The organism is Paenibacillus sp. EKM211P (assembly GCF_011066175.1).
GTDB classification, from domain to species: Bacteria; Bacillota; Bacilli; order Paenibacillales; family Paenibacillaceae; genus Paenibacillus; species Paenibacillus polymyxa.
Window position 1 is genome coordinate 1 of the sequence record NZ_JAAMNS010000002.1, and the last position, 19,576, is coordinate 19,576.

The following is a 19,576-nucleotide window of genomic DNA, read 5'->3' on the forward strand; positions in this document are numbered from 1 at the left end:
ACAAACGGCGTCTGCTCAAAAGGAATGTTCGGATTCAGTTCCTGGGCATGCAGACTGGGAACCAGTGTCCGGTTTTTCATCTGCAGGACAATTTTCCCAATCCCTGCGATGCCCGCTGCCGCCTCCAAATGTCCGATGTTGGACTTCACAGAGCCCACGGCGCAAAATCCCTTGTCTGCCGTGTCCTTTCTGAAGGCCTGGGTCAGACCGGTTACTTCAATCGGATCTCCCAGTTCTGTGCCAGTTCCGTGAGCTTCGATATAGCTAATGGTCCGGGCATGTACCCCGGCTCGTTCCAAAGCCGACCGGATTAGCTCCCCTTGAGCAGTCGGGTTAGGCACGGTATACCCGTTGGTCTTGCCTCCATGGTTGATGCTCGTTCCCCGGATGACCGCATGGATTGGGTCCCCATCTGCTATCGCCTTCGACAACGGCTTCAATAGCACGACCCCCACACCTTCTCCTGGGACAAAGCCGTTGCCTCCCTTTCCGAAGCTCTTGCACTGTCCGTCTACGGACAGCATCTGATTCGCACAAAGTCCGACATAACTCAGCGGATGCAGATATAGGTTCACTCCTCCTGCCATGGCCAACTCGCATTCTCCGCGGTACAGATGCTCACACGCTTCATGAATCGCAGTCAACGAGGACGAACACATCGTATCCACCGGCATGCTCGGCCCCTGCAAATTAAACAGGTACGAAATCCGGTTGGCTACCGAGCTAAAGGATATTTGGGGGAATATTTTGGCCCCCATCTTCCATAATTCCGGCCCATAAAGCTCGTAGCCCGTTTTGGTAATTCCCGCAAACACACCTACACGGCTGTTATGTCGTACCGCAAGCTGTTCTCTGGTGTAGCCTGCGTCCTCCATCGCTTCCCAGCAAGCTTCAATAAACAGCCTTTCCTGAGGATCCATGCTGAGGGCTTCTCGCGGTGCAATATTGAAAAACAATGGGTCGAATTCCGCAAAGCCTTCGATAAAGCCGCCCCACTTGCTGTAGCTTTTCCCATCAGCCACCGCTTCCTGTTTGTCAGGCTGGAAGAATTCTTCCAGTTTCCAGCGTTCCTGCGGGATTTCGCTGACACAATCCTTTCCTGCCTTGAGATTTTCCCAATATTCGTTCATGTCCCTCGAACCTGGATACTTTCCTGCCATGCCAATGATGGCGATCGGTTCTCGTGTTTCCTCTGCGCCAAGTTCCGCGTAGCTTCGAATCGGCTCCACGTAGCTTCGGCTGGACTTCGCTGCCGCCTCTTCCGCTATCGTCTGCCCCGCAATTTGCGTGCTTTCTTCTTCAGCGTACTGGGCTGTCGCAGCCGTTTCCTCTACCCGTTCCTTGTCCGTGCTCATTCCAACCCATTGCATGCACTCCGGTGCATATTCCGCCACTAAATGTTCTGCCAGGGCACGCAGGGTCTGGTACTCATAAAATAGCGTCTTGGATAGCTCGCCAAAAGACTCTGCCAGCTTGGCATTGAGCTGGGTAATCATAATCGAATCAATCCCATAACGCTCTAGCGGTTCTTGGGCTTCAATGCTACCGACGCTCAGCCGGGTCACCTCTCCCAATAGCGCCTTGAGATGATACAAGGTTTTATCGTACAGTAAACCCGCATCCAGCTTCAATCCAGCTGCCTCTACCGCTCGAACATCGGTCTGCGAGACGGCTTTCGCCAGATAGGCCTTGATTTTCTTGGGCTCTCCTTCCAGGATCATCACCTGATCCTTGCTTGAGGTCAGGCATTGGTACAACGCCTGAATGCCCGACTCGGTCTGTAGAGGCGTGATGCCCATATTTTGTCTCATGAGCTTTTCCGTGTCCGCATCGATCCGCATTCCGCCTTCTTTCCACAGCGGCCAGCGGATGGATAGCGTCCGGCCCCGCCGTTGCTGGGCTTCCACCAGGGTATTCCGATATGCTGCGTACGCATCCATAAAGGCGTTGGCGGTGGCATAATCGGCCTGTCCCGGATTTCCCAGACTGCCCGAGATGGAGGAAAAGAGCATGAAGAAGTCCAGATCCTGGCCGCTGCTTGCCTCATCCAGATGGACCAGCCCTTGGACCTTCGGCCCCAGCACCTCGATAAATTCTTCCCTGCTTTTCTTGAGAATGAAGTTATCGTGAATGACCCCAGCACAGTGGATAATCCCGTGAACACGCCCGAATTCTTCCTGGATGCTTTCCAGCAAGCTGGTAACCGTGTTCCTGTCGGTGATATCCCCCTGCTTATACACCACTCTGGCCCCTAAGGACTCCAGCTCCTTCAGCCGGGTTTGTATGTTGCCGTCCAGTGTCGACCGCCCTGTCAGGATCAAGGTCGCTGTTCGGGTGTGTCGAACCAGTTCTTCGGCAACAAGCAGCCCCAGGCCGCCAGAGCCGCCGGTGATGAGATACACGCCCCCATCTCTCCATGGCAGCTCCTCATCTGACCGAGATGGCTCCAACCTGTTCCAGCAAGCGGTTTTGCGTTGACTGCCCTCATAGCGAATCCATCCATCCAACGGACTGCGGCTGTTTTCCTCCAGCTTCGCCAGCAGGCTTTCCGCAAGTTCTCCCTGTTCCACTTCGATCAATTGCCCGATGAGTTTTGGATTTTCCAGTCGGGCGGTCTTCAGCAGACCCGAAAGCCCTGAAAAGAGCTGTCCTTCTCCAGCCGCCGTCACGACAAGCTGAACCAGCACCCTTCCGGCAGGCTTGTCTTTGAGTAGGCTTTGGATGCTCTCAAAGGCCTGAACTGCATAGGTCTGAAACCGCTCATCCACCCGGCTCTTCCCAGATGAGAAGGCCAAGACCTGTGCCGCTCCGTTCACTCGCGCTTCAAGCCGTTCAGGTAAGGCCTCGTCCGGCTCACACAGTAAGATGATACGGCGGTCGTAGGCAAGGGCTTCGACCTCCGGCGCTACGTCCTGCTCCTTCCAGACTGGCTCAAACATCAGAGTTTGGCTGGCTGCAGTCGCAGGTGCTTCCGCCACTGCTCTGACCCTTGCTGCTCCAGCCTCAACCTCAGGAGCCCAACAGCGTTGCTGAGCAAAAGGATACGTAGGCAGACTGATTCTTTTCGGTTGGATATCGTAATACAGCAACTTCCAATCGATATAGAAGCCTTTGGCCCATAGCTCTGCCAGCTTGTTCATTTCACGATTTGAGATCCATTTGCTCACTAATTCCTTGAACACTTCTTCCTGTTCAAACCATTGCATTGAATCTTGCTGGTTATTTTCTCCCCTCCAGCAATTCTCGATATGTTCTTGTCCATTCGCGAACGAATCCAATTTTTGCACCAGCTCGCTCGTATTCCTGACGATAAACGCTACCCGACTTTTCATTGCCATTCGTCCTGTTTGAAGCGTAAAAGATACATCCGACAAATTGATTTCTTGAGAAGCTGTCAAGAAATCCGAGAGGTCCCCAGCATATGCCTTAAGGCGCTGATCATTTTTGGCAGACAAAGGAATAAGATACTCAGCAGCATCGTTCACCAAACTGGATTTAGAACGTTCGGGTTCATCATTAGCTACAAATTGTTCGAAAATAGCATGAGCATTCGTTCCGCCTATGCCAAAAGAGCTCAGCGCCGCTCGATGGGGAGCCGACGCTTGTTCCCATTTCCGCAGTTTATCAACAACATAAAAAGGCGATTCAGACAAATGGATATCGGTATTGGGTGTATCATAATTAAGCGTAGGAGGAATCTCATTATGGTATAAGCTTAAAGCGACTTTAATACACCCCGCCAAACCTGCTGCAGTGTCCAAATGTCCGATATTGGTTTTGACCGATCCAATACCACAAAACTGTTTTTTGGCTGTATACTGCCTGAATGTATCATTCAAGGCAGCAAATTCAACCGGATCGCCCAATTTGGTTCCGGTTCCATGTGTCTCAATATAACTGATCGTTTCGGGATGAATTCCGGTTGATTCGATCGTCTTCTGAATAACTTCAGATTGACCCTTAACACTTGGAGCATAAAACCCTAGTTTGTCAGTCCCATCGTTGTTCACGCTAACCCCTCGTAAAATCGTATAAATATGGTCACCGTCTCTAATGGCATCCAGCGTTTTTTTCAGTAGAACAACTCCAACCCCTTCTCCGCCAATCATTCCGTCTGCCGAATCGTCAAAAGCTCTAATATGGCCATCACTAGAAAAGTTCAAGCCAGGCTGATACACATAACCTAAGCTGTTGAAAGGAAAGATTGTTGACGCTCCAACCAAGGCGTATTTTGCTTCACCAGACAACAGGCTTTGCGAAGCTAGACGAAGTCCGACTAACGAAGAAGAACAGTTGGAATGCACAAATAAGCTAGGACCTTTAAATCCTAATTTATGAGAGATCATAGTAGGAATGGTCCCGCCTTGTGCCAAAATCCAGGTTACATATTCATCCGCATTCCTCAGGACATTAGGTGATTGCGATGCCAAATTAGGAATAAAGGCTTGATAAAAGCTGCTGCTCGCCGACATATACACACTGGTCTCAGGAATTTCCTTGGAGACATAACCAGCATCTTCGACAGCCTTCCATGCATGCTGTAGCAGTAATTTCATCTGAGGGTCCATAAATTCTGCATTTTTCTGGGATAAATTAAAAAACTCAGGGTCGAAATACTCTTTCCCCTCAATCGTGCATTGTCCGGGCACAAAGTGTGGATGCTCGACAATCTCTCTCTCCAGCCCTAACTGGGCTAGTTCTTCCTCAGAAAAGTACCGGACACTTTCCACCCCTGCCCTCAAATTGCTCCAAAACTCAACGTGGTTTTTCGCACCCGGAAAATGGGATGAAATTCCTATGATTGCGATACTATCCTCATAATAATCAGGGTAGGATGGTTTATGTTCATCTTCCTCCGAGTCTAATCCCTGTGAAATGGTATTTTTAGCGGTATCTGTTTGTTCTGTTGCAGAAGCTGGTGCCTCGCCTTTTACTTTCGTAATATAGGCACTAAGTTCCCTAACCGTTGGATACTTGAACAATGCTGTCACCGAAATATCACATTCCAGCTTGTCCTTGATCCTTCTAATCATCTCTGCGGCTGAAAAAGAATTTCCGCCCACGTCGAAAAAAGCATCATCCGTACTTAGATGATCGATATCCAGAAGCTTTTTCCATATTGTTAAAACTTGTTGTTCAACATCCGATTGCGGCAAATGGATTTTTCTTGTTGCTGTCGCCAGCTTGACCCTACGACCCATTAATTCCTTCCGATCTATTTTGCCATTCGGGGTCAATGGCAGCTTGTCCAGTTCGATAAAGAATGCTGGAATCATATAATAAGGCAAGAATGCTTTTAAATAATTTCGTACTTCTTTCGGATCAAGTGAGGATTCCCCGAACTGAGAGTTGTTGCGTAAATAGTAGGCGACAAGCTGCTTATCCCCTCCTTGTTCCTTGGCGATCACGACACATTCATCAATTCCCGGATATGTTCTGACCTGACCTTCAACTTCACTTAGCTCAATTCGAAACCCGCGGATTTTCACTTGATAATCCATCCGACCCAAATATTCAATGGAACCGTCAGAAAGCCACTTGCATAAATCTCCGGTTCTATAGAGCTTAGTTCCGGGCTTGAATGGGTTGTCAATAAACTTTTCATCCGTAAGCACCGGCTGATTCAGATAGCCTCTGGCCAAGCCATTGCCCGAAATGAAAAGTTCACCCGGAAATCCGATAGGTACAGGTCTAAGGAGCTGATCCAAAATATAAATCTGGGTGTTGGCAATAGGCTTACCGATCGAAATCGGCTTGTCGGCGGTAATCGTTTGAATTGTAGACCAAATCGTCGTCTCAGTCGGACCGAACATATTCCATGCGTCACCGTTGTTATGCACAAAATAAGATTTCAATGTTTCCGAAAGTGCTTCTCCGCCACAGAGCATTTTCATGTTCTCTTCGTTCTTCCAGCCAGCTTGAAAAAGCATGGTCCAGGTCACAGGCGTTGCCTGCATCATTGTCGGTTTTATTTTTTGAATCTCCTGCTTGAGTCTTTCGGCATCCTTAGCCTTTTCAGAACTGCAAACATAGCATTGAGCGCCTTTAATCAAAGGCAGATATAATTCCAGCCCCGCGATGTCAAAGCAATACGTTGTCACTGCAAGCAATTTATCCTGCTCTGTTATGCCTGGCTTTTCTCCCATGGAAAGAAGAAAGTTGGTCAACGCTTTGTGCGGGATCATGACCCCTTTGGGTTTCCCTGTACTTCCAGAGGTATATATCACATATGCCAAATGGCTAGGCTGCACTTCCCGTTTGAGTGTCTTTCTCCCCTTTATACTACTTGTCAGAAGATCCCATTCGTTATCAAGAACAATGCAGTTCACATGACTCCCTGCCAGCCGAGATACTTTTTCCAGCAATTCCGATTGCGTAATGACAAGGGAAGTATTGGAGTCCTGCAGCATGTATTCCAATCTGTCCTCTGGATAGTCCGGATCAAGCGGCACATAGGCTCCTCCCGCCAGAAGGATTCCCAACAGCCCAATGACCATTTCTAAAGACCGTTCCATGCAAATTCCTACCAGCGTATCAGGGGTAACGCCCTGATTTTGCAAATATAGAGCGAGCAATGTGCTCTTTTCTTTTAATTCCCTATAGGTAAGTGATTGTTCTTCATACACGACTGCAATAGCGTCAGGCGTTTTCCTTGCCTGTTTAATGAATAATTCAGGGAAGCATTTATCTGGATAACTTATTTCGGTCGCATTCCAGTCATAAAGGACGCTGTTCTTTTCCTCTTGCAAAAGTAATGAATAGTCCTGCAGGGCAGCCGTAGGATTGCTCATAAGTGCTTCCGCTAATCCGATGTAACGCTCAGCCATCTGTACGATGGTTGATTCATCGAACAAACCGGAACGGTATTTGATATTTAATGTCAGCTCTTCTTCCTGCTCCAGCAGCTCCAATACCAGCTCATATTCACCTTCCTGGTGAATTTCCTCTACCAACTCAACGGTAAAGCTATCGCTATACGGCGCACAAAGCTGCTGCAAGCTTGAAGTTTGCAGAAAATTTTGGTAAGAAAAAACTGCCTGAAAAACAGGCGAGCTCGCCTGCAAACGTGGCACATTTAATGCTCGAACCAGAGCCGGAAAAGGATAAGGAGCATGATCCATCCCATTGACTACGGTGATTTGCAATTTTTTCATAAAATCCAGGAATGTCTCTGTTTCGGACACTTGGCTGCGTATTGGAAGCATATTGACAAAATATCCGATTAATTGGTCAAAACGCTCCTCTGGTCGTATCATAACTGGCATTCCAACGATGATGTCTTCCTGTTTCGAATACTGGTTAAGCAATATCACATACATACCTAACAAGACGGTAGACAAGCTCATATATTGCGTACGGGCGAAAGATTTTACCCGATTGACCCAATCAACTGGAAGCCGCTTGGTGTATGTTTGTCCTTCCATGCTCGGAGTCAGAAAACCTGAGCGGTTATATGGAAGCTCTAGAGTCGGTAAAGCATCCGACAGTTGTTGCTTCCAATAGGAAAAATGCTTTTCCCCTTCTGCACTCGCCAGCATCGTTTGTTCCCATTCCACAAAATCGCTATAGCTCGCGGCAGGTGGTAAAACGACTGGTCTCTTTCCTTGTCCCAAGTCCTTATATGCATCTAAAAAGCTTTGAATAAAAAGGATGAAAGAACTACCATCAAAAATAATATGATGGATGACCACCAGTATGAAATGTTCTTGTTCGGACCTGGACATCAGATAAACACGCATCAAAGGGTCCTGTTCCAGCGCGAATGGCTGCTTTGCCTTGCTCCGAATAAAGGGAATGATTTCATCCGCTTTCAAGCTTGAAATATCCTCTATCTGCATATTGAACGGCTGAGCAGACTCCAGCTTTTGATAAGGTGTCCCGTTATCCTCTTCAATCACACTTTTTAGAATAGGATATTGCTCTAAAACGGTGTGGAAAGCCTGTTTAACGTTCTCTATCTCAACTTTCGTATTAAATCGGAGACATATTGGTACATTGTAAGCATTTATTTCAGGAGACATTTTATGTAATAGCCACAACCCTTTTTGAACTTCAGAAAGTGGAGTCCGTTGCAAACCATGCAGGATTGTTTCGGTCTTGATCTCTACAACCGGTTTATCTTTTTCAATCTTTTTGGCTAAATAAGCCGATAGTAGTTGAATCGTTGGGTACTCTAGAATTTCTCTTGCATTAACCTTGATCGGATAAGATTTTTCAATGCCGCGTATGAGCTTCATGATAAGCATGGAATCGATGCCATAACCGTGAATATTTTTATTCAAATCCATTGCCTCGGACTCCAAATTCAGTTCCTGTTGCAAAAATTGCACCATATATTCCTGAATCTTCAGCTGTATCAACGAAACAGCGTCTACAGTAGCATCCGTTTCTCCAATACCCGAATGCGCTGTTGAGAATGCACTCCGATATTGATAAAGTGCCCTAAGCTCTTGTTTGATGTAAGCATTACGGCAAACCTTTCTTTGAATTTTCCCGCTCCCCGTTTTGGGAATACTACCTTTTGGCAGCAAATATATATCATAAATCTCAAGTTGATGTGTCCCAGATACGGCATTTAACATCTTTTCGACCAGTCGTTTATATTCCTGCTCATGAAGGGACGTTTCAATCTCTTGTACGACGATTACCTTTTCCTGGCCTTTGACTTCAGAGGCAAATACAGCGATAGGCAAGGTCAACTCCGGCATATTCTTTTGGATGGTCCATTCAATATCGACAGGATGATGATTTTTGCCGTGAACGATAATGACTTCCTTCTCTCTGCCGATGACATAAATATGATTGTCTGCAATAAAGCCAAGGTCACCTGTACGGAAAAAACCGCCTTCTTGTGTACTGGAAAGTACCGCCTCAAAAGTGCTGTCCGTTTCTTGCTTCCTATTTAAATAACCCTCTGCCATCCGATCGGATTTAATCCAAATCTCGCCGATTTCCTCTGGCAGGCATAGCATATGACTTTCAGGATGAACAATCCGTATTTCTGTCGGAGCTTCGATCTCCCCGCAACTGACAACGGACTTCGATGGGTTCTTCTCATCTGTGTATTGGACTCTTCTTTGCTCCAAGCTAGGAATATCCAAATTAAGAAATCTCATCGACTGGCCCGGTTTTACACTGGTAACAGGACACAGCTCAGATAAGCCAAGAAGAGGACAAAATATATCTTCTTTAAGCCCCAATGCCCGGAAATGATGGACAAAATTTTCGTAACTTTCCTTCCGAATGGGCTCACCTGCACATATAATAGCTTGAAGATGGTGCAAAGAATATTCCTGTAGTGAAGCTACGTCCAAGGTGGAGCAGCAGTAATCGAATGCAAAGTTTGGCGCAGCCGTATGGGTAGCCTGATACTTGTCAATCATCTGAATCCAGTGCTCCGGATTTTTAGCAAAGCTTTCTGGCGGGAGAATAATGCTTGAGGCGCCATTCAATAGCGGTACCAAAATATTGTTTTGCAGTCCAAAAGCATGGAATTGCGGCATCCAGGAAACGATACGGCTATTTTGTTCAATTCTCCATTGCTCAGCCTTAACCTGATTCATCAAACATCTATGGCTGAGAATTACACCTTTAGGCAGTGAAGTAGAGCCTGATGTGTATAGCAAAAGGGCCATATCTTCAGGTGCTGGCATTCTCATCTTTATATCTACGTGGGCGGCGCTCTCTTGAAGAATCTCATCAATATTTAGGATACGAAACGTTCTATACTCCGGTTGTGTTTGGAGAAAAGCTTTGAAGGCAGTATTGGTTATGATACATACAGCCCCGGAATCCGTTTGAATAGGCTTTATTTTCTCAAGCATTTTTTCATCTGGCTCTGCTGGTGTAATGGGTGTAGGGATGGCTACGATGTTTGCATAAAAACATGCCAGCATGCTGCTGATATATCCCAGACCCTGAGGAAATACAAGGAGCGCTCTTTCCTGCGCAGCCAGTTCTTTCATTAGAATGTTGCCCAAAGTTTGCACTTGCAGCAAAAGCGTGGTCCCCGTAAGAACGTGAGGATGCTCTCCTTCATTCTCAAAAGTAAACAACTCTGTTTCAGGAAATTGCCGGCAAGTTTCCATAAAAGAAAGGATCGGGATATTAAAGTCTGATCTTTGATCATGTTTACGTGTCATTCATCCACCAACTCCTCAAACACAAAATTTAAATACAACATGAGCCAAATGCTTATCACGATGTCTATTTTGAGCTACTGTTTCACGCTTGAAGCGTTGCCTAACGAAAGTAGCAAAGAAAAAACGAGTGATGAGAAAGGCTATGCGCCCCTTTCACACTCGTTTCCAGATTCCCATGAAAAACCGTAAAAGCGTCCAACAAATATAAATAAATAAGGATGTGAAAAAGTTATTATTTTCCAAACAGGTTGATGATTCGTTCTTTAACCTCGGCTTGGTGAAAGGTCTTCTCATGCATAATCAGCTCTTGTTCTACGATTTTGGGAAGCTGAGCACGGAGTGGAGCAACCAGATGATCCTTTAATGTGATTAATGAAAATCTGGGTTTCTCGGCCAGCTGTCTAGCAAGATCCAATCCATAGCTCATCACTTCTTTGCGAGGCAAAACTGGAAACGGCACTCCTCGCTTCTCCAGTTCTGCGCCTCGGTAATTCCCCCCATTTAACAATAATTCTTCTCCCAGGCTGAACCCGAGTTTTTGGGGAAGAATGAACGTCGCACCCATTCCTGGTGTAAATCCGTATCTCATAAAATTAGTCGTGTACATACTTTCCTTACTCAGGATTACGAAATCAGAAAATAGCCCCATGACAAAGCCCCCACCAACCGCATGGCCCTGCATAGCAGCTATCACTGGAACTTTGCAGTTCAATGCTAGAGAGTAAATATTTTCATCAGTAAACTTTGATGTTCCTTCATGTATAGCCAATAGTCCTTCTTGCGTCCCACCCGTGGCAAAGTAGTTGTCATACCCTGTTATAATTACGACTTTGCAGGTCGAGTCATCCTGGATCGTACGGAACGCTTCTCTAAGTCCATGAGTCATTTCAAGTGTAAATGTATTTTTATGAACTCTATCTTGCATTGTTACTTGAATAATCCCTCGCTCGATCTCAAGTAACTCAACCACAGATTGTGACATGATGATCTACTTCCCCCTCAGCATCCCGTCTTGTGGCAAACGCCCATCAGTCCATCCACGGAAATTGACCTGTTTCGACATATCGGAAAATGCCCTTCAGATTTTGAGCGTCTGAAAACACCTCTTGATTGGACGCCAGCGCCAGTGATTTATACTGACGCAAATCGCTGAGTTCGTCCATAAAGCGTTTGTAGCGTAAAATACCCGTTTTGGACAATCGTCTGAGGCGTAATAAATGCTTGCGCAGCACCGTATCACTCTGGGCATCATATGCATCGACTAGTCCCCATGTAAGAGCCTGCTCAACCATAATCGGCTGTGTCATTAATGTCAAATAATTCGCTTTTTGGAATCCAATTCTGCGTACTAAAAAGGGCAAAACACAAGCAGGGAAAAGCCCAAACAACAATTCCGACAGACTGAACTGTGCTGTCTGATCTGCTATCACAATGTCGCTGGCAGCAATAAATCCAATGCCGCCAGCGTTTGCCTTTCCTCGCACATGAGAAATCGTGATATAGGGCCCTGTCGCCAGTTTTAACCACAGATCATATAGTGGTTCTGGATTCTGTGCATGCTCATGTTCATTTGCCATTTTTTCGTACATTCCTTGAAAATCCGCTCCAAGACAGAACACCTCCGGCAGGCCTTCCAAAACAACGATCGTAACCGACTCCTCACACAGTGCAAGCACATGCATGCATTCCTCAATGAGGGTGTTATTAATCGTGTTATTTGCCTCTGGTCGGTAAAACCGTAAATAACAAATCGATTCTTGAAACCGAACCTGAATTGTTTGATAATTCATGATTCCCACCGATATTTGCGGTGGAATTCATAGATTTCCTCCAGATATAATCGCTGTCTCCCTTTCCCGGAATCGATCACTCCAGGAACCAATTGAAAATCAAGTTTGGTGTTGCGGGTTCCAAAACGTACAGCGCCACTGCCTTTCAGCAAGGATTCATATTCATCCATGGATAATTGATACCGATCATTCAAATTACGCTCGATCTCAAAACGACGCAGATATTCCTGGCTTTGCGGCATCACTACCCCGCTATAAAATTCCGAGCAGCAGCCTGATCCATAGGAAAAGCAACCAATCCGCTTCGGAGAATCAAATGTGCCCTTATCAATCGTGCCTGCCAAGGACAGGTACAAGGTCGCACCCATAATATTGCCGACTCGTTGGCAATACTCCAATCCTGGCTTGACACGTTGTACATAATCCGCCTCAATCTCATTGGGCTTGGCCTGAGTAATCCTTCGCATCATCGTGCGATGCGCTCCTTTTACCATTCCACCGAATGGAGTATGGAAGGAAAGATACTGGAAGGTATCTTTATAATCCACTCCTTGTACCCGTTTCTGGTATTCCAAAAATGCTTGCTCGCAGCAGTCCAGATAGGACATTAAAGACAAGTCCGCATCTCCGGCCTCGCTATCTGGTATCGGCCGGCAAGTATCCATCACCTCATAGCCATAATATCCATTAGCGCCCGCATCGACTTGGAATATATGAGGATTTTCACTAATGAGCATGGCCACAGCCCCTGCCCCTCCGCTTGGTTCAGCGTAAGACCAATCCTCACTCAAAACATCCCCGCCTTCAGCGGCAATAAATCGTGAGATATCACTGGCAATAACAAGCGCTTTGGCCCCTGGCGAGACTTGGGATAAAATAAAATTCACCGCCATTTGGAGTCCGGCAGTACCTGAATAGCAGGCTTGCTTGAGTTCAAATAGCCTGCAATTCCGATTCAGTCCCAAATAGTGGTGAATATATGTACTGATTGATTTTCCAAAATCAATTCCTGATTCTGTACAGGTGATGAGCATTTCGATGCGGTTTTTTTCCGCTTCAGAGAGGGCGTCCACCAGCGGTTTTGCCGCATTGACTCCAAAGGTAACCGGATCTTCATAGGGTAGGGCAACAGCCTTTTCTTTCATTAATAAATTTTCAAATCTCGCAGGGTCCAACTGTCTGTGCTGCGCTAATTGCATGACATCTAGATAGGCTGAGCCCCCAAAAACATTCATTGCTTCTATTCCTACCAATACCATAATGCTCCCCCTTTCTTAAATGCCCGACTCATACTTTTGCATACAGATGGCCGTATTGATCCCGCCAAATCCCATGCTCAAATTCATAGTATTGTGAATAACCGCTGGGATGGACTCGTTTTTCACCCAGTTGCAATCCACTCTGATCGGCTCCTCCAAATTGCGGGTAGGATGAAGTTTCGACTCTTTCATTTGTAGAAGAGTAGCAATAATTTCAACCGTCCCGGCTGCGCTCAGACCATGCCCGATAATGGATTTGGTTGCATTGATGTAAGCATGTGATAATTGGCAATCCTGTATTGCCTTTATTTCGATCTCGTCCCCAATTACAGAGCCTGTCCCATGGGGATTAATATAATCAATTTTTTCCGGCGACAGTTTCGCTTTCTCCAAGGCCCTTTTAATCACTCGAACCTCGCCATCATAAGAAGGATTGGGGTTCCGGTTCCGATCCATCCCCATATCCCAGCCTGCAAGCTTTGCATAAGGTTTCCCCTGCCGCTTCATTGCAAAATCCGACCGCTCTATGACGATAACTCCGCAAGATTCCCCGTATATAAATCCATCGTGCATCTTATCAAAGGGGCGACACGCTATTGCTGGTTGGTCGGCATATCGGTCGCTTCCCATGGCTCCCAAGGATCGCAATGCCTGGCATTCCAAATACGAAATATCCATCAACGCCCCCATCGCAATGCACACATCAACCCGATTTGCTTGAATTGCCTCAATCGCTTGAATGATGGCGACTTGTCCGCTCGCGGAAGCCCCGCCGACAGTATACGCTAACCCTTGAATACCGAATTGCTCAGTGCATAATCCGCACAAATCAGTATCCATAAAGGACAGCCCATAGGTCGGAGATACAAAGTGCATTTTTTCCCGATAAGCCTCATAGGTTTGAAATAATTCCCGTTGCTGAAAATTGGAGCCTCCAATCACCAATCCTATGCGGCTAGGGTCGACGTCATCCAATTGAGCATCATCCCAGGCCTCTTGAAGGGTAACCATTGCCACCTGTCCTGAAAATGATGCGGTTCGTAACATTCGTTTGGAAATGGTCTCCGGATAAGACAGAGATGGCAGCTCCGCACCTATAAATGAAGCTTCTCCCTTTCTGCCTGGACGTTGCATAACTCCAAATGCATGTTGCCCTTTGAACAGCGCCGAAGCAAAGGCAGTCTTCCCTTGCCCAATCGACGAAGTAACACCAACTCCCGTAATAACTAACTCAGGCTCTTTATAATTTGGCATAAAGCGCATCTGCCAACTCTCCTACATTTTTAACGCCAGATAACTCAACGCGCGGAATATTAAGAGATAATGCTTCCATAGACTTCATTACAATATCGGCTCGATCTACCGAATCCGCACCCAAATCTACCAAGCGATCGTCATACTGAAACTGGTGATCGTTTAATTCTGGTAGAACTTCACAAATACAACCTTTAACGATTTCGAATACTTCTTCTTTACGCATGTATATCCTCCTAAAATTGGGTTATTTACAAACAGCTTGGATGGAAAATCGGATTAAATTGCTCATACAATTGAGACATATTGATACTCCATTCCGTCTTCCTTGGCGCTGCAATAGTAAAGATGTAGTTACCCAACCGATACGACTGGGCGGCATATTGCGGAAAATGCGAAAATGTACTCCGAAAGCATCCACTATTAAATCTGATCTCGTTAATTTCAAGCACTTGCAATGATGCGGTAAAGCCTGTGCGCAATATTTTCGAAATCGCCTCCTTTACCGTCCAAGAAACCGTCAATAAAACAGAGTATTCCTCTACTCCTCGCACGGCTGCGATTCTTTCCCTTTCTTCCGTCGTCAATTGGCTTTCCATGGTCTTATTTCGGTTAGGACTTATCCTCTCAATATCAATCCCCATAGGATGCGCTTCTGGAAAAACAACAGCGGTCCCGATATCATCACAGTGGGCAATGCTCACTTGGTAACCAGGGACTCCGGTAGTTCGAAGCAAGGGCTGGCCGAAAACACCTGTCTCCACGCTTATGTTGCGTAGGTTCTGCTCCCTTAACAGCACGGATGCTGCTTGTTTTGCACTTAGCCTGCCAAGCAGAAAGTTGGATTTTCGGCGCTGGAATAGCAGGCTCTCAAAGTAGCTACACTCATCTGAATGAAAAATCTCCGGATCGAGAGCAGCATCGTCACGGCAAACTGCATGTACAAAACTAACAGCCGCCTTCATCACGATATCTTCCCGCTTCAACATGAGCTGTTCCGTATACATGGTCACATGCATATCCCCCTATGAATAGGCAAGCACAAACCAAAAAAACCTTCAAATGCCTTAAGGGCTCTGAAAGCTTCCAAATGGAGAAGATATCCCCACGATTATTCTATTTAAACTTTACTAATAATTTCTAAAGCTACGTTCACTAGTCTGATATCACCCATAAATTCTAGCTGAATAACCGCCTGTCTTTTATGTCTGTCTATCTTCTTAACTATGCTGCTTCTTCCTTTAAGCGGCCCTTCTATGATACGTATATTGTCTCCTTCAATAATTCCAGTTGAGCATTCTATACAATATCTATCATTGCATAAACTCTCTAAAACTTGTCTCTCGCAATCTCGCATAGAAGCTTCTAACTTCGAATATCTCAATAAACGAATGATATCGCTGGAAGTATAAATCATTGAATTTGTACTTGTTACGAACTGCAAGTCAGGTAAGTTGGACTCAATAAACACATAACTGGGGAACAAAGGCGCTAATTCTTTCTTGACTGTTCCTGCTACTTTAAAAAGCCTCTCCTGGAGCGGTATAAATGGTTTGTAAACTTCAGAATCAAACCACTTATTAAAAAGTTGTTTAACCCTTTCTTCCCTACCCGTTCGCACAAAAAGCACGTACCAATTCACTCCGCTCATCTCCTAACAAAACATACTGCCAAAATCAACCCCTATAATGTCTGCTGCCAGTGTATGCATAGCTTCGCCCTTTCACTTATCCTGCTTGATAAGCTACAATCTCTCACGATATGTCCCTCATCAGTGGTTAACGTGACCCGCCAGCGATTAACCGCAAACAAGTTCCTTTATTTTTCATATAATCATATAATTGGAATAGTATATTTCCATTATAATCCTCTGCTCAAACAGTGTCAATTGCCATTTTGGCAACAACCCGGTCTATATTTAAGGGGGTAGAGGCCCCATCACCCTTTAGAACTGCCCCCTTTTACCAACTCATTTAAAATTGAATAAACCTTTTTGGTTGGGGCGCATTCTGAAATTAATAAACGGCTTCATGCTCGTAAATTGAAAATAAATATTTTCATCCATAAGGTGACTGAGTGGGAACCCAGGTGCTTTACCATATGAATGAGCAGGATAAATTTGAATGGAGCTATCAACCTCTCGCTTTATTTTTTGAACGCTATGATATAAGTCTTTCGGATCTCCTCCATTCGGATCACAAAAGCCACAACCTTCAATGAAAATGGTATCCCCCGTAAACAAGTGATTGGATAAAAGATAGCATACACTTCCCACGGTATGTCCTGGGGTCAAAAGACTTCTAATTTCTGTTTCTCCAAGTTTGATAATATCCCCATCTTTAACGGGATGTAAATTTTCACATCTAAAATGGTAATAATCGATTTCTTGTATTGACATGAATACGTGCGGTCTATACTTTTCCAGGAGCGGATTTACCAAATTAACATGATCTAAATGTGAATGGGTTAATAGTATGGCTCTGAGATTACCATTCAACTGTCGAAGATATAACTCTATTTTCGATAAATCCCATGACGGATCGACAATAGCAATGTCTCCTGTTTTCTTATCCATTACAATATATACATAGTTAATAAAATTCATAAAACAGACTCTTAACTGTTCCATATGGTATGTCAGACTCATATCAGCTTCACTGAACCCACCTTCCCATGGCCAAATCCAAATTTGTGCGTCAAATTCACAGTTCAAATGCGGCTGAATTGATCTACATCACTATGCGTTTGCTATGTTGTAGTCTTTGCTAAGAGTTCCTGAATAACAAGCATTTCTGCGCTTTTCGGGATAATTCTCGTCTCCGATGTCTTTCTGTCAAAAGTTGCTGTACCAATGATTATACCAACTTATGCAATAGAAAGGCTTCGGCCCTCTGTTACAAGATTTTGCTCTATAAAGTCGTAAAACTCTTTCTCGCTGTAATTACGTAACTAAAAAAAATACCGCCATACGGCGGTATTTTTGGTTTCTCTTAATATGAACACTATTATTCACACTTTCATAAACTACTAATACAAAATACATTTTTTACTGAAAGAGAGTTGGCTGAGATGAAACCTAAAAAAACTGGAAAAAGTACAGCTACTGTCCGTAGAGGGATGAATAGATCCCCTATACAATCTCAACCTCACGCATTGAAGAAGAAAAGAATATTGCCTACTCAGGCTGTTGTTAGAAACGGCGGCTTTGAAGATCAGGATTTGACACCTTGGATTGCAAACGTCAGCAACGTGACAGGTCAAATCTTTATTACCAGAACCAACCCGCACAGTGGCAATCAAGCCGTCAGAATCTCAGCTAACCCGGGGCACAGCGTCTCGCTTAGACAAACGATTTCCGATCTGAGAAGAGGAAGAAGATACCGTGTGACCTTCTGGGTACGTAATTTGATCAGTCCTTTCGGTGGTCGGCTTCAAATTAGTTTAGGAGAGCAAACCTACACGATCCAGCTTAACTCGCTACCTTCATCACAATATGAGAGAGTCTCCCGTACCTTCTCAATCTCAGGGAATTCGGGGACAGTCTCCAGAGATTTAGTGTTCCGCGTTACAGCACAGGATACTTTTGCAACCATTCTTTTGGATGATGTATCTATATCCAGATTAAGATAATAAATCATTTGGTAGCAGAATTATCATTACAAAACACAAAACTAAACTGAATTTTATAGCATGTAATTTTTCCAAAATTAAAGTGCCTCCTCCGCAAATTAACGGTAAGGCGCTTCGTTGGTCCTGTGTACCTGCGAATACTGTAATCTATATAAAATACCAGAGTCTGTCCCCAATTCGTCTTTGTTCTCCTAACTAAAAGTGAAAATCTTAAAAAGATAATTATACTTTCACGTCAAAAGTAAAATTCTCCACCTCTTCTTCGGCTTCACGCATTAAATCCAACAAACGATCGGCGTATTCTCCAAGGGATTTCCTGCTTGCGTGAAAATCAAGCCATTGAATTGTAAGTGGCATCGGGATGGAGCCAGTTAAGCAATCCCATAATGCATCCAAATTTCGACCGTAAGTTTGGTCTAATCCAAGCTGGGCTTGAAGTGTGTCATGTAATTCTTCTTTTCCATGAATGTTATTTCCATTTATAATTACAACCATCATAAAGCCTCCTTCATTCTTTTAGTTGCTCAAACGTACGGTAATGATCAGTTGTTTTATAGATTAAGCCATCATTGGAGTAGAGAATTCGATCGCTCCCCCTAGTTCCGCCTGAGTAATTAATGTCTGCTTCGTACCAAATTCTCCCTTTTTTCTCAGGCAACAAGCCTTCTCGATTTCGAAATACATCACCGCCTATGCTTTTGCCTGGGGCTACTTTTTCCAAATTTCCTTCACTAGGCTCCCAGCCTAATTTTCTGGCCTCTTTCTTGGTTATATAATTCCCGGGAAGATCATTATGCTCCGAAATATATTTAGCGACTTCATCAAATTGCGTTAAAACAGAACTGCTGTGTGTCGAGTCCTTTAATGAGACCGTTTGGAGCGAACAGCCTGTAAACAGGATGGTCACTAAAATAAAAAGCAAGACACCTAAATATTTTTTAACATTCATTACATTTAATCTCCTTTGATAGTTACATCCTATGTTCAAAACTTATCAATCTCATTGATTTCTTTTATTCATTATTTTTTCTTTTGGTGTATAATAGTCACCTGTGAAAGTAAATCCAAATTGTTTATATAATTGAATTGCATGGATATTATTTTCATAAACACTTAAATAAATATGGTGGCCAGGGTACTCATTTTCTAAAAATGAAATAAGCTTTTCCATAAAATATTTGCCCAAGCCCATTCCCTGAAATCGCTCATCTATTAGAAACCGATCGAACCAGACTTCGTCTTCAAATTTACCGTACATAGCAAAACCCACTGGTATAGCATTTTTATACAGACCTACTGGTACAAAACGAGTATCCTCCCTAGCCTCTTGTAAACACTGTGAGATGGATTCTACAAACTGTCGCTGATCCTTAGCTATGCTTAAGGAAAGTACTTCTTTTTCATTCGAGCTCGTTACAACCCGAATTTCGCTAAACATAATAACAAAACCTTTCCATTTAGTTTGTTTACAAAACGATCATATGGTATATAGTAACTATAC

The 19,576-nt window shown here is 44.6% G+C and carries 13 protein-coding genes; 1 reads left to right on the forward strand and 12 read right to left on the reverse strand.

From position 1 onward, the window contains the following. From G9G57_RS03025 to G9G57_RS03065, 9 genes are all read right to left on the reverse strand, one after another. Positions 1-10,142, reverse strand: a 10,142-nt coding sequence (locus tag G9G57_RS03025) for a non-ribosomal peptide synthetase (RefSeq protein ID WP_164964473.1), incomplete at its 3' end; no start/stop codon positions are given. A 232-nt stretch (positions 10,143-10,374) separates the two neighbouring features. Continuing rightward, positions 10,375-11,124: a polyketide synthase gene (locus tag G9G57_RS03030; protein ID WP_016821481.1), complete on the reverse strand. Its 750-nt coding sequence runs from the start codon at positions 11,122-11,124 to the stop codon at positions 10,375-10,377. 46 nt (positions 11,125-11,170) lie between these two features. After that, positions 11,171-11,932 carry an enoyl-CoA hydratase/isomerase gene (locus G9G57_RS03035; protein ID WP_016821482.1) on the reverse strand — a complete coding sequence of 254 codons (762 nt, stop codon included), beginning with the start codon at positions 11,930-11,932 and terminating at the stop codon, positions 11,171-11,173. After that, a complete protein-coding gene (locus G9G57_RS03040; protein WP_016821483.1) occupies positions 11,929-13,191 on the reverse strand; it encodes a hydroxymethylglutaryl-CoA synthase family protein in 1,263 nt (420 codons plus the stop codon). Before G9G57_RS03040 ends, G9G57_RS03035 begins: the two co-directional genes overlap by 4 nt. Positions 13,192-13,206: 15 nt before the next feature. Then, positions 13,207-14,454: a beta-ketoacyl synthase N-terminal-like domain-containing protein gene (locus G9G57_RS03045; protein ID WP_016821484.1), complete on the reverse strand. Its 1,248-nt coding sequence runs from the start codon at positions 14,452-14,454 to the stop codon at positions 13,207-13,209. Then, on the reverse strand, positions 14,432-14,671 hold the full coding sequence (locus tag G9G57_RS03050; protein ID WP_016821485.1) for an acyl carrier protein: 240 nt from the start codon (positions 14,669-14,671) through the stop codon (positions 14,432-14,434). The genes G9G57_RS03045 and G9G57_RS03050 overlap by 23 nt, the downstream gene beginning before the upstream one ends. Before the next feature lie 25 nt (positions 14,672-14,696). Next, positions 14,697-15,452 carry a 4'-phosphopantetheinyl transferase family protein gene (locus G9G57_RS03055; protein WP_228552566.1) on the reverse strand — a complete coding sequence of 252 codons (756 nt, stop codon included), beginning with the start codon at positions 15,450-15,452 and terminating at the stop codon, positions 14,697-14,699. A gap of 113 nt (positions 15,453-15,565) precedes the next feature. Further along, positions 15,566-16,087, reverse strand: coding sequence for an antiterminator LoaP (gene loaP / locus G9G57_RS03060; RefSeq protein ID WP_016821487.1), 522 nt, complete (start codon positions 16,085-16,087; stop codon positions 15,566-15,568). 327 nt (positions 16,088-16,414) lie between these two features. After that, positions 16,415-17,050: an MBL fold metallo-hydrolase gene (locus tag G9G57_RS03065; RefSeq protein ID WP_016821488.1), complete on the reverse strand. Its 636-nt coding sequence runs from the start codon at positions 17,048-17,050 to the stop codon at positions 16,415-16,417. A gap of 464 nt (positions 17,051-17,514) precedes the next feature. Here G9G57_RS03065 and G9G57_RS03070 point away from each other — a divergent pair, with 464 nt between their 5' ends. Then, positions 17,515-18,075: a carbohydrate binding domain-containing protein gene (locus tag G9G57_RS03070; protein WP_019687997.1), complete on the forward strand. Its 561-nt coding sequence runs from the start codon at positions 17,515-17,517 to the stop codon at positions 18,073-18,075. 222 nt (positions 18,076-18,297) lie between these two features. Here G9G57_RS03070 and G9G57_RS03075 read toward each other — a convergent pair whose 3' ends face one another. From G9G57_RS03075 to G9G57_RS03085, 3 genes are read right to left on the reverse strand one after another with little or no spacing between them, the layout of a single operon-like run. Further along, complete coding sequence (locus G9G57_RS03075) at positions 18,298-18,570, reverse strand: barstar family protein (protein WP_016821490.1); 273 nt, start codon at positions 18,568-18,570, stop codon at positions 18,298-18,300. A gap of 13 nt (positions 18,571-18,583) precedes the next feature. Further along, positions 18,584-19,024 (reverse strand): ribonuclease domain-containing protein, encoded by a 441-nt coding sequence (locus G9G57_RS03080; RefSeq protein ID WP_017428096.1) that lies wholly within the window; start codon positions 19,022-19,024, stop codon positions 18,584-18,586. Between the two features lie 51 nt (positions 19,025-19,075). Beyond that, positions 19,076-19,513 (reverse strand): GNAT family N-acetyltransferase, encoded by a 438-nt coding sequence (locus G9G57_RS03085; RefSeq protein ID WP_017428097.1) that lies wholly within the window; start codon positions 19,511-19,513, stop codon positions 19,076-19,078. Between the last annotated feature and the right edge of the window lie 63 nt (positions 19,514-19,576).

Bases quoted from the DNA above. Each gene is read 5' to 3' on its own strand.
- G9G57_RS03030 (WP_016821481.1), bottom strand. From the start codon at position 11,124: ATGTCACAATCTGTGGTTGAGTTACTTGAGATCGAGCGAGGGATTATT.
- G9G57_RS03035 (WP_016821482.1), bottom strand. From the start codon at position 11,932: ATGAATTATCAAACAATTCAGGTTCGGTTTCAAGAATCGATTTGTTAT.
- G9G57_RS03040 (WP_016821483.1), bottom strand. From the start codon at position 13,191: ATGGTATTGGTAGGAATAGAAGCAATGAATGTTTTTGGGGGCTCAGCC.
- G9G57_RS03045 (WP_016821484.1), bottom strand. From the start codon at position 14,454: ATGCGCTTTATGCCAAATTATAAAGAGCCTGAGTTAGTTATTACGGGA.
- G9G57_RS03050 (WP_016821485.1), bottom strand. From the start codon at position 14,671: ATGCGTAAAGAAGAAGTATTCGAAATCGTTAAAGGTTGTATTTGTGAA.
- G9G57_RS03055 (WP_228552566.1), bottom strand. From the start codon at position 15,452: ATGTATACGGAACAGCTCATGTTGAAGCGGGAAGATATCGTGATGAAG.
- G9G57_RS03065 (WP_016821488.1), bottom strand. From the start codon at position 17,050: ATGAATTTTATTAACTATGTATATATTGTAATGGATAAGAAAACAGGA.
- G9G57_RS03070 (WP_019687997.1), top strand. From the start codon at position 17,515: ATGAAACCTAAAAAAACTGGAAAAAGTACAGCTACTGTCCGTAGAGGG.
- G9G57_RS03075 (WP_016821490.1), bottom strand. From the start codon at position 18,570: ATGGTTGTAATTATAAATGGAAATAACATTCATGGAAAAGAAGAATTA.
- G9G57_RS03080 (WP_017428096.1), bottom strand. From the start codon at position 19,024: ATGAATGTTAAAAAATATTTAGGTGTCTTGCTTTTTATTTTAGTGACC.
- G9G57_RS03085 (WP_017428097.1), bottom strand. From the start codon at position 19,513: ATGTTTAGCGAAATTCGGGTTGTAACGAGCTCGAATGAAAAAGAAGTA.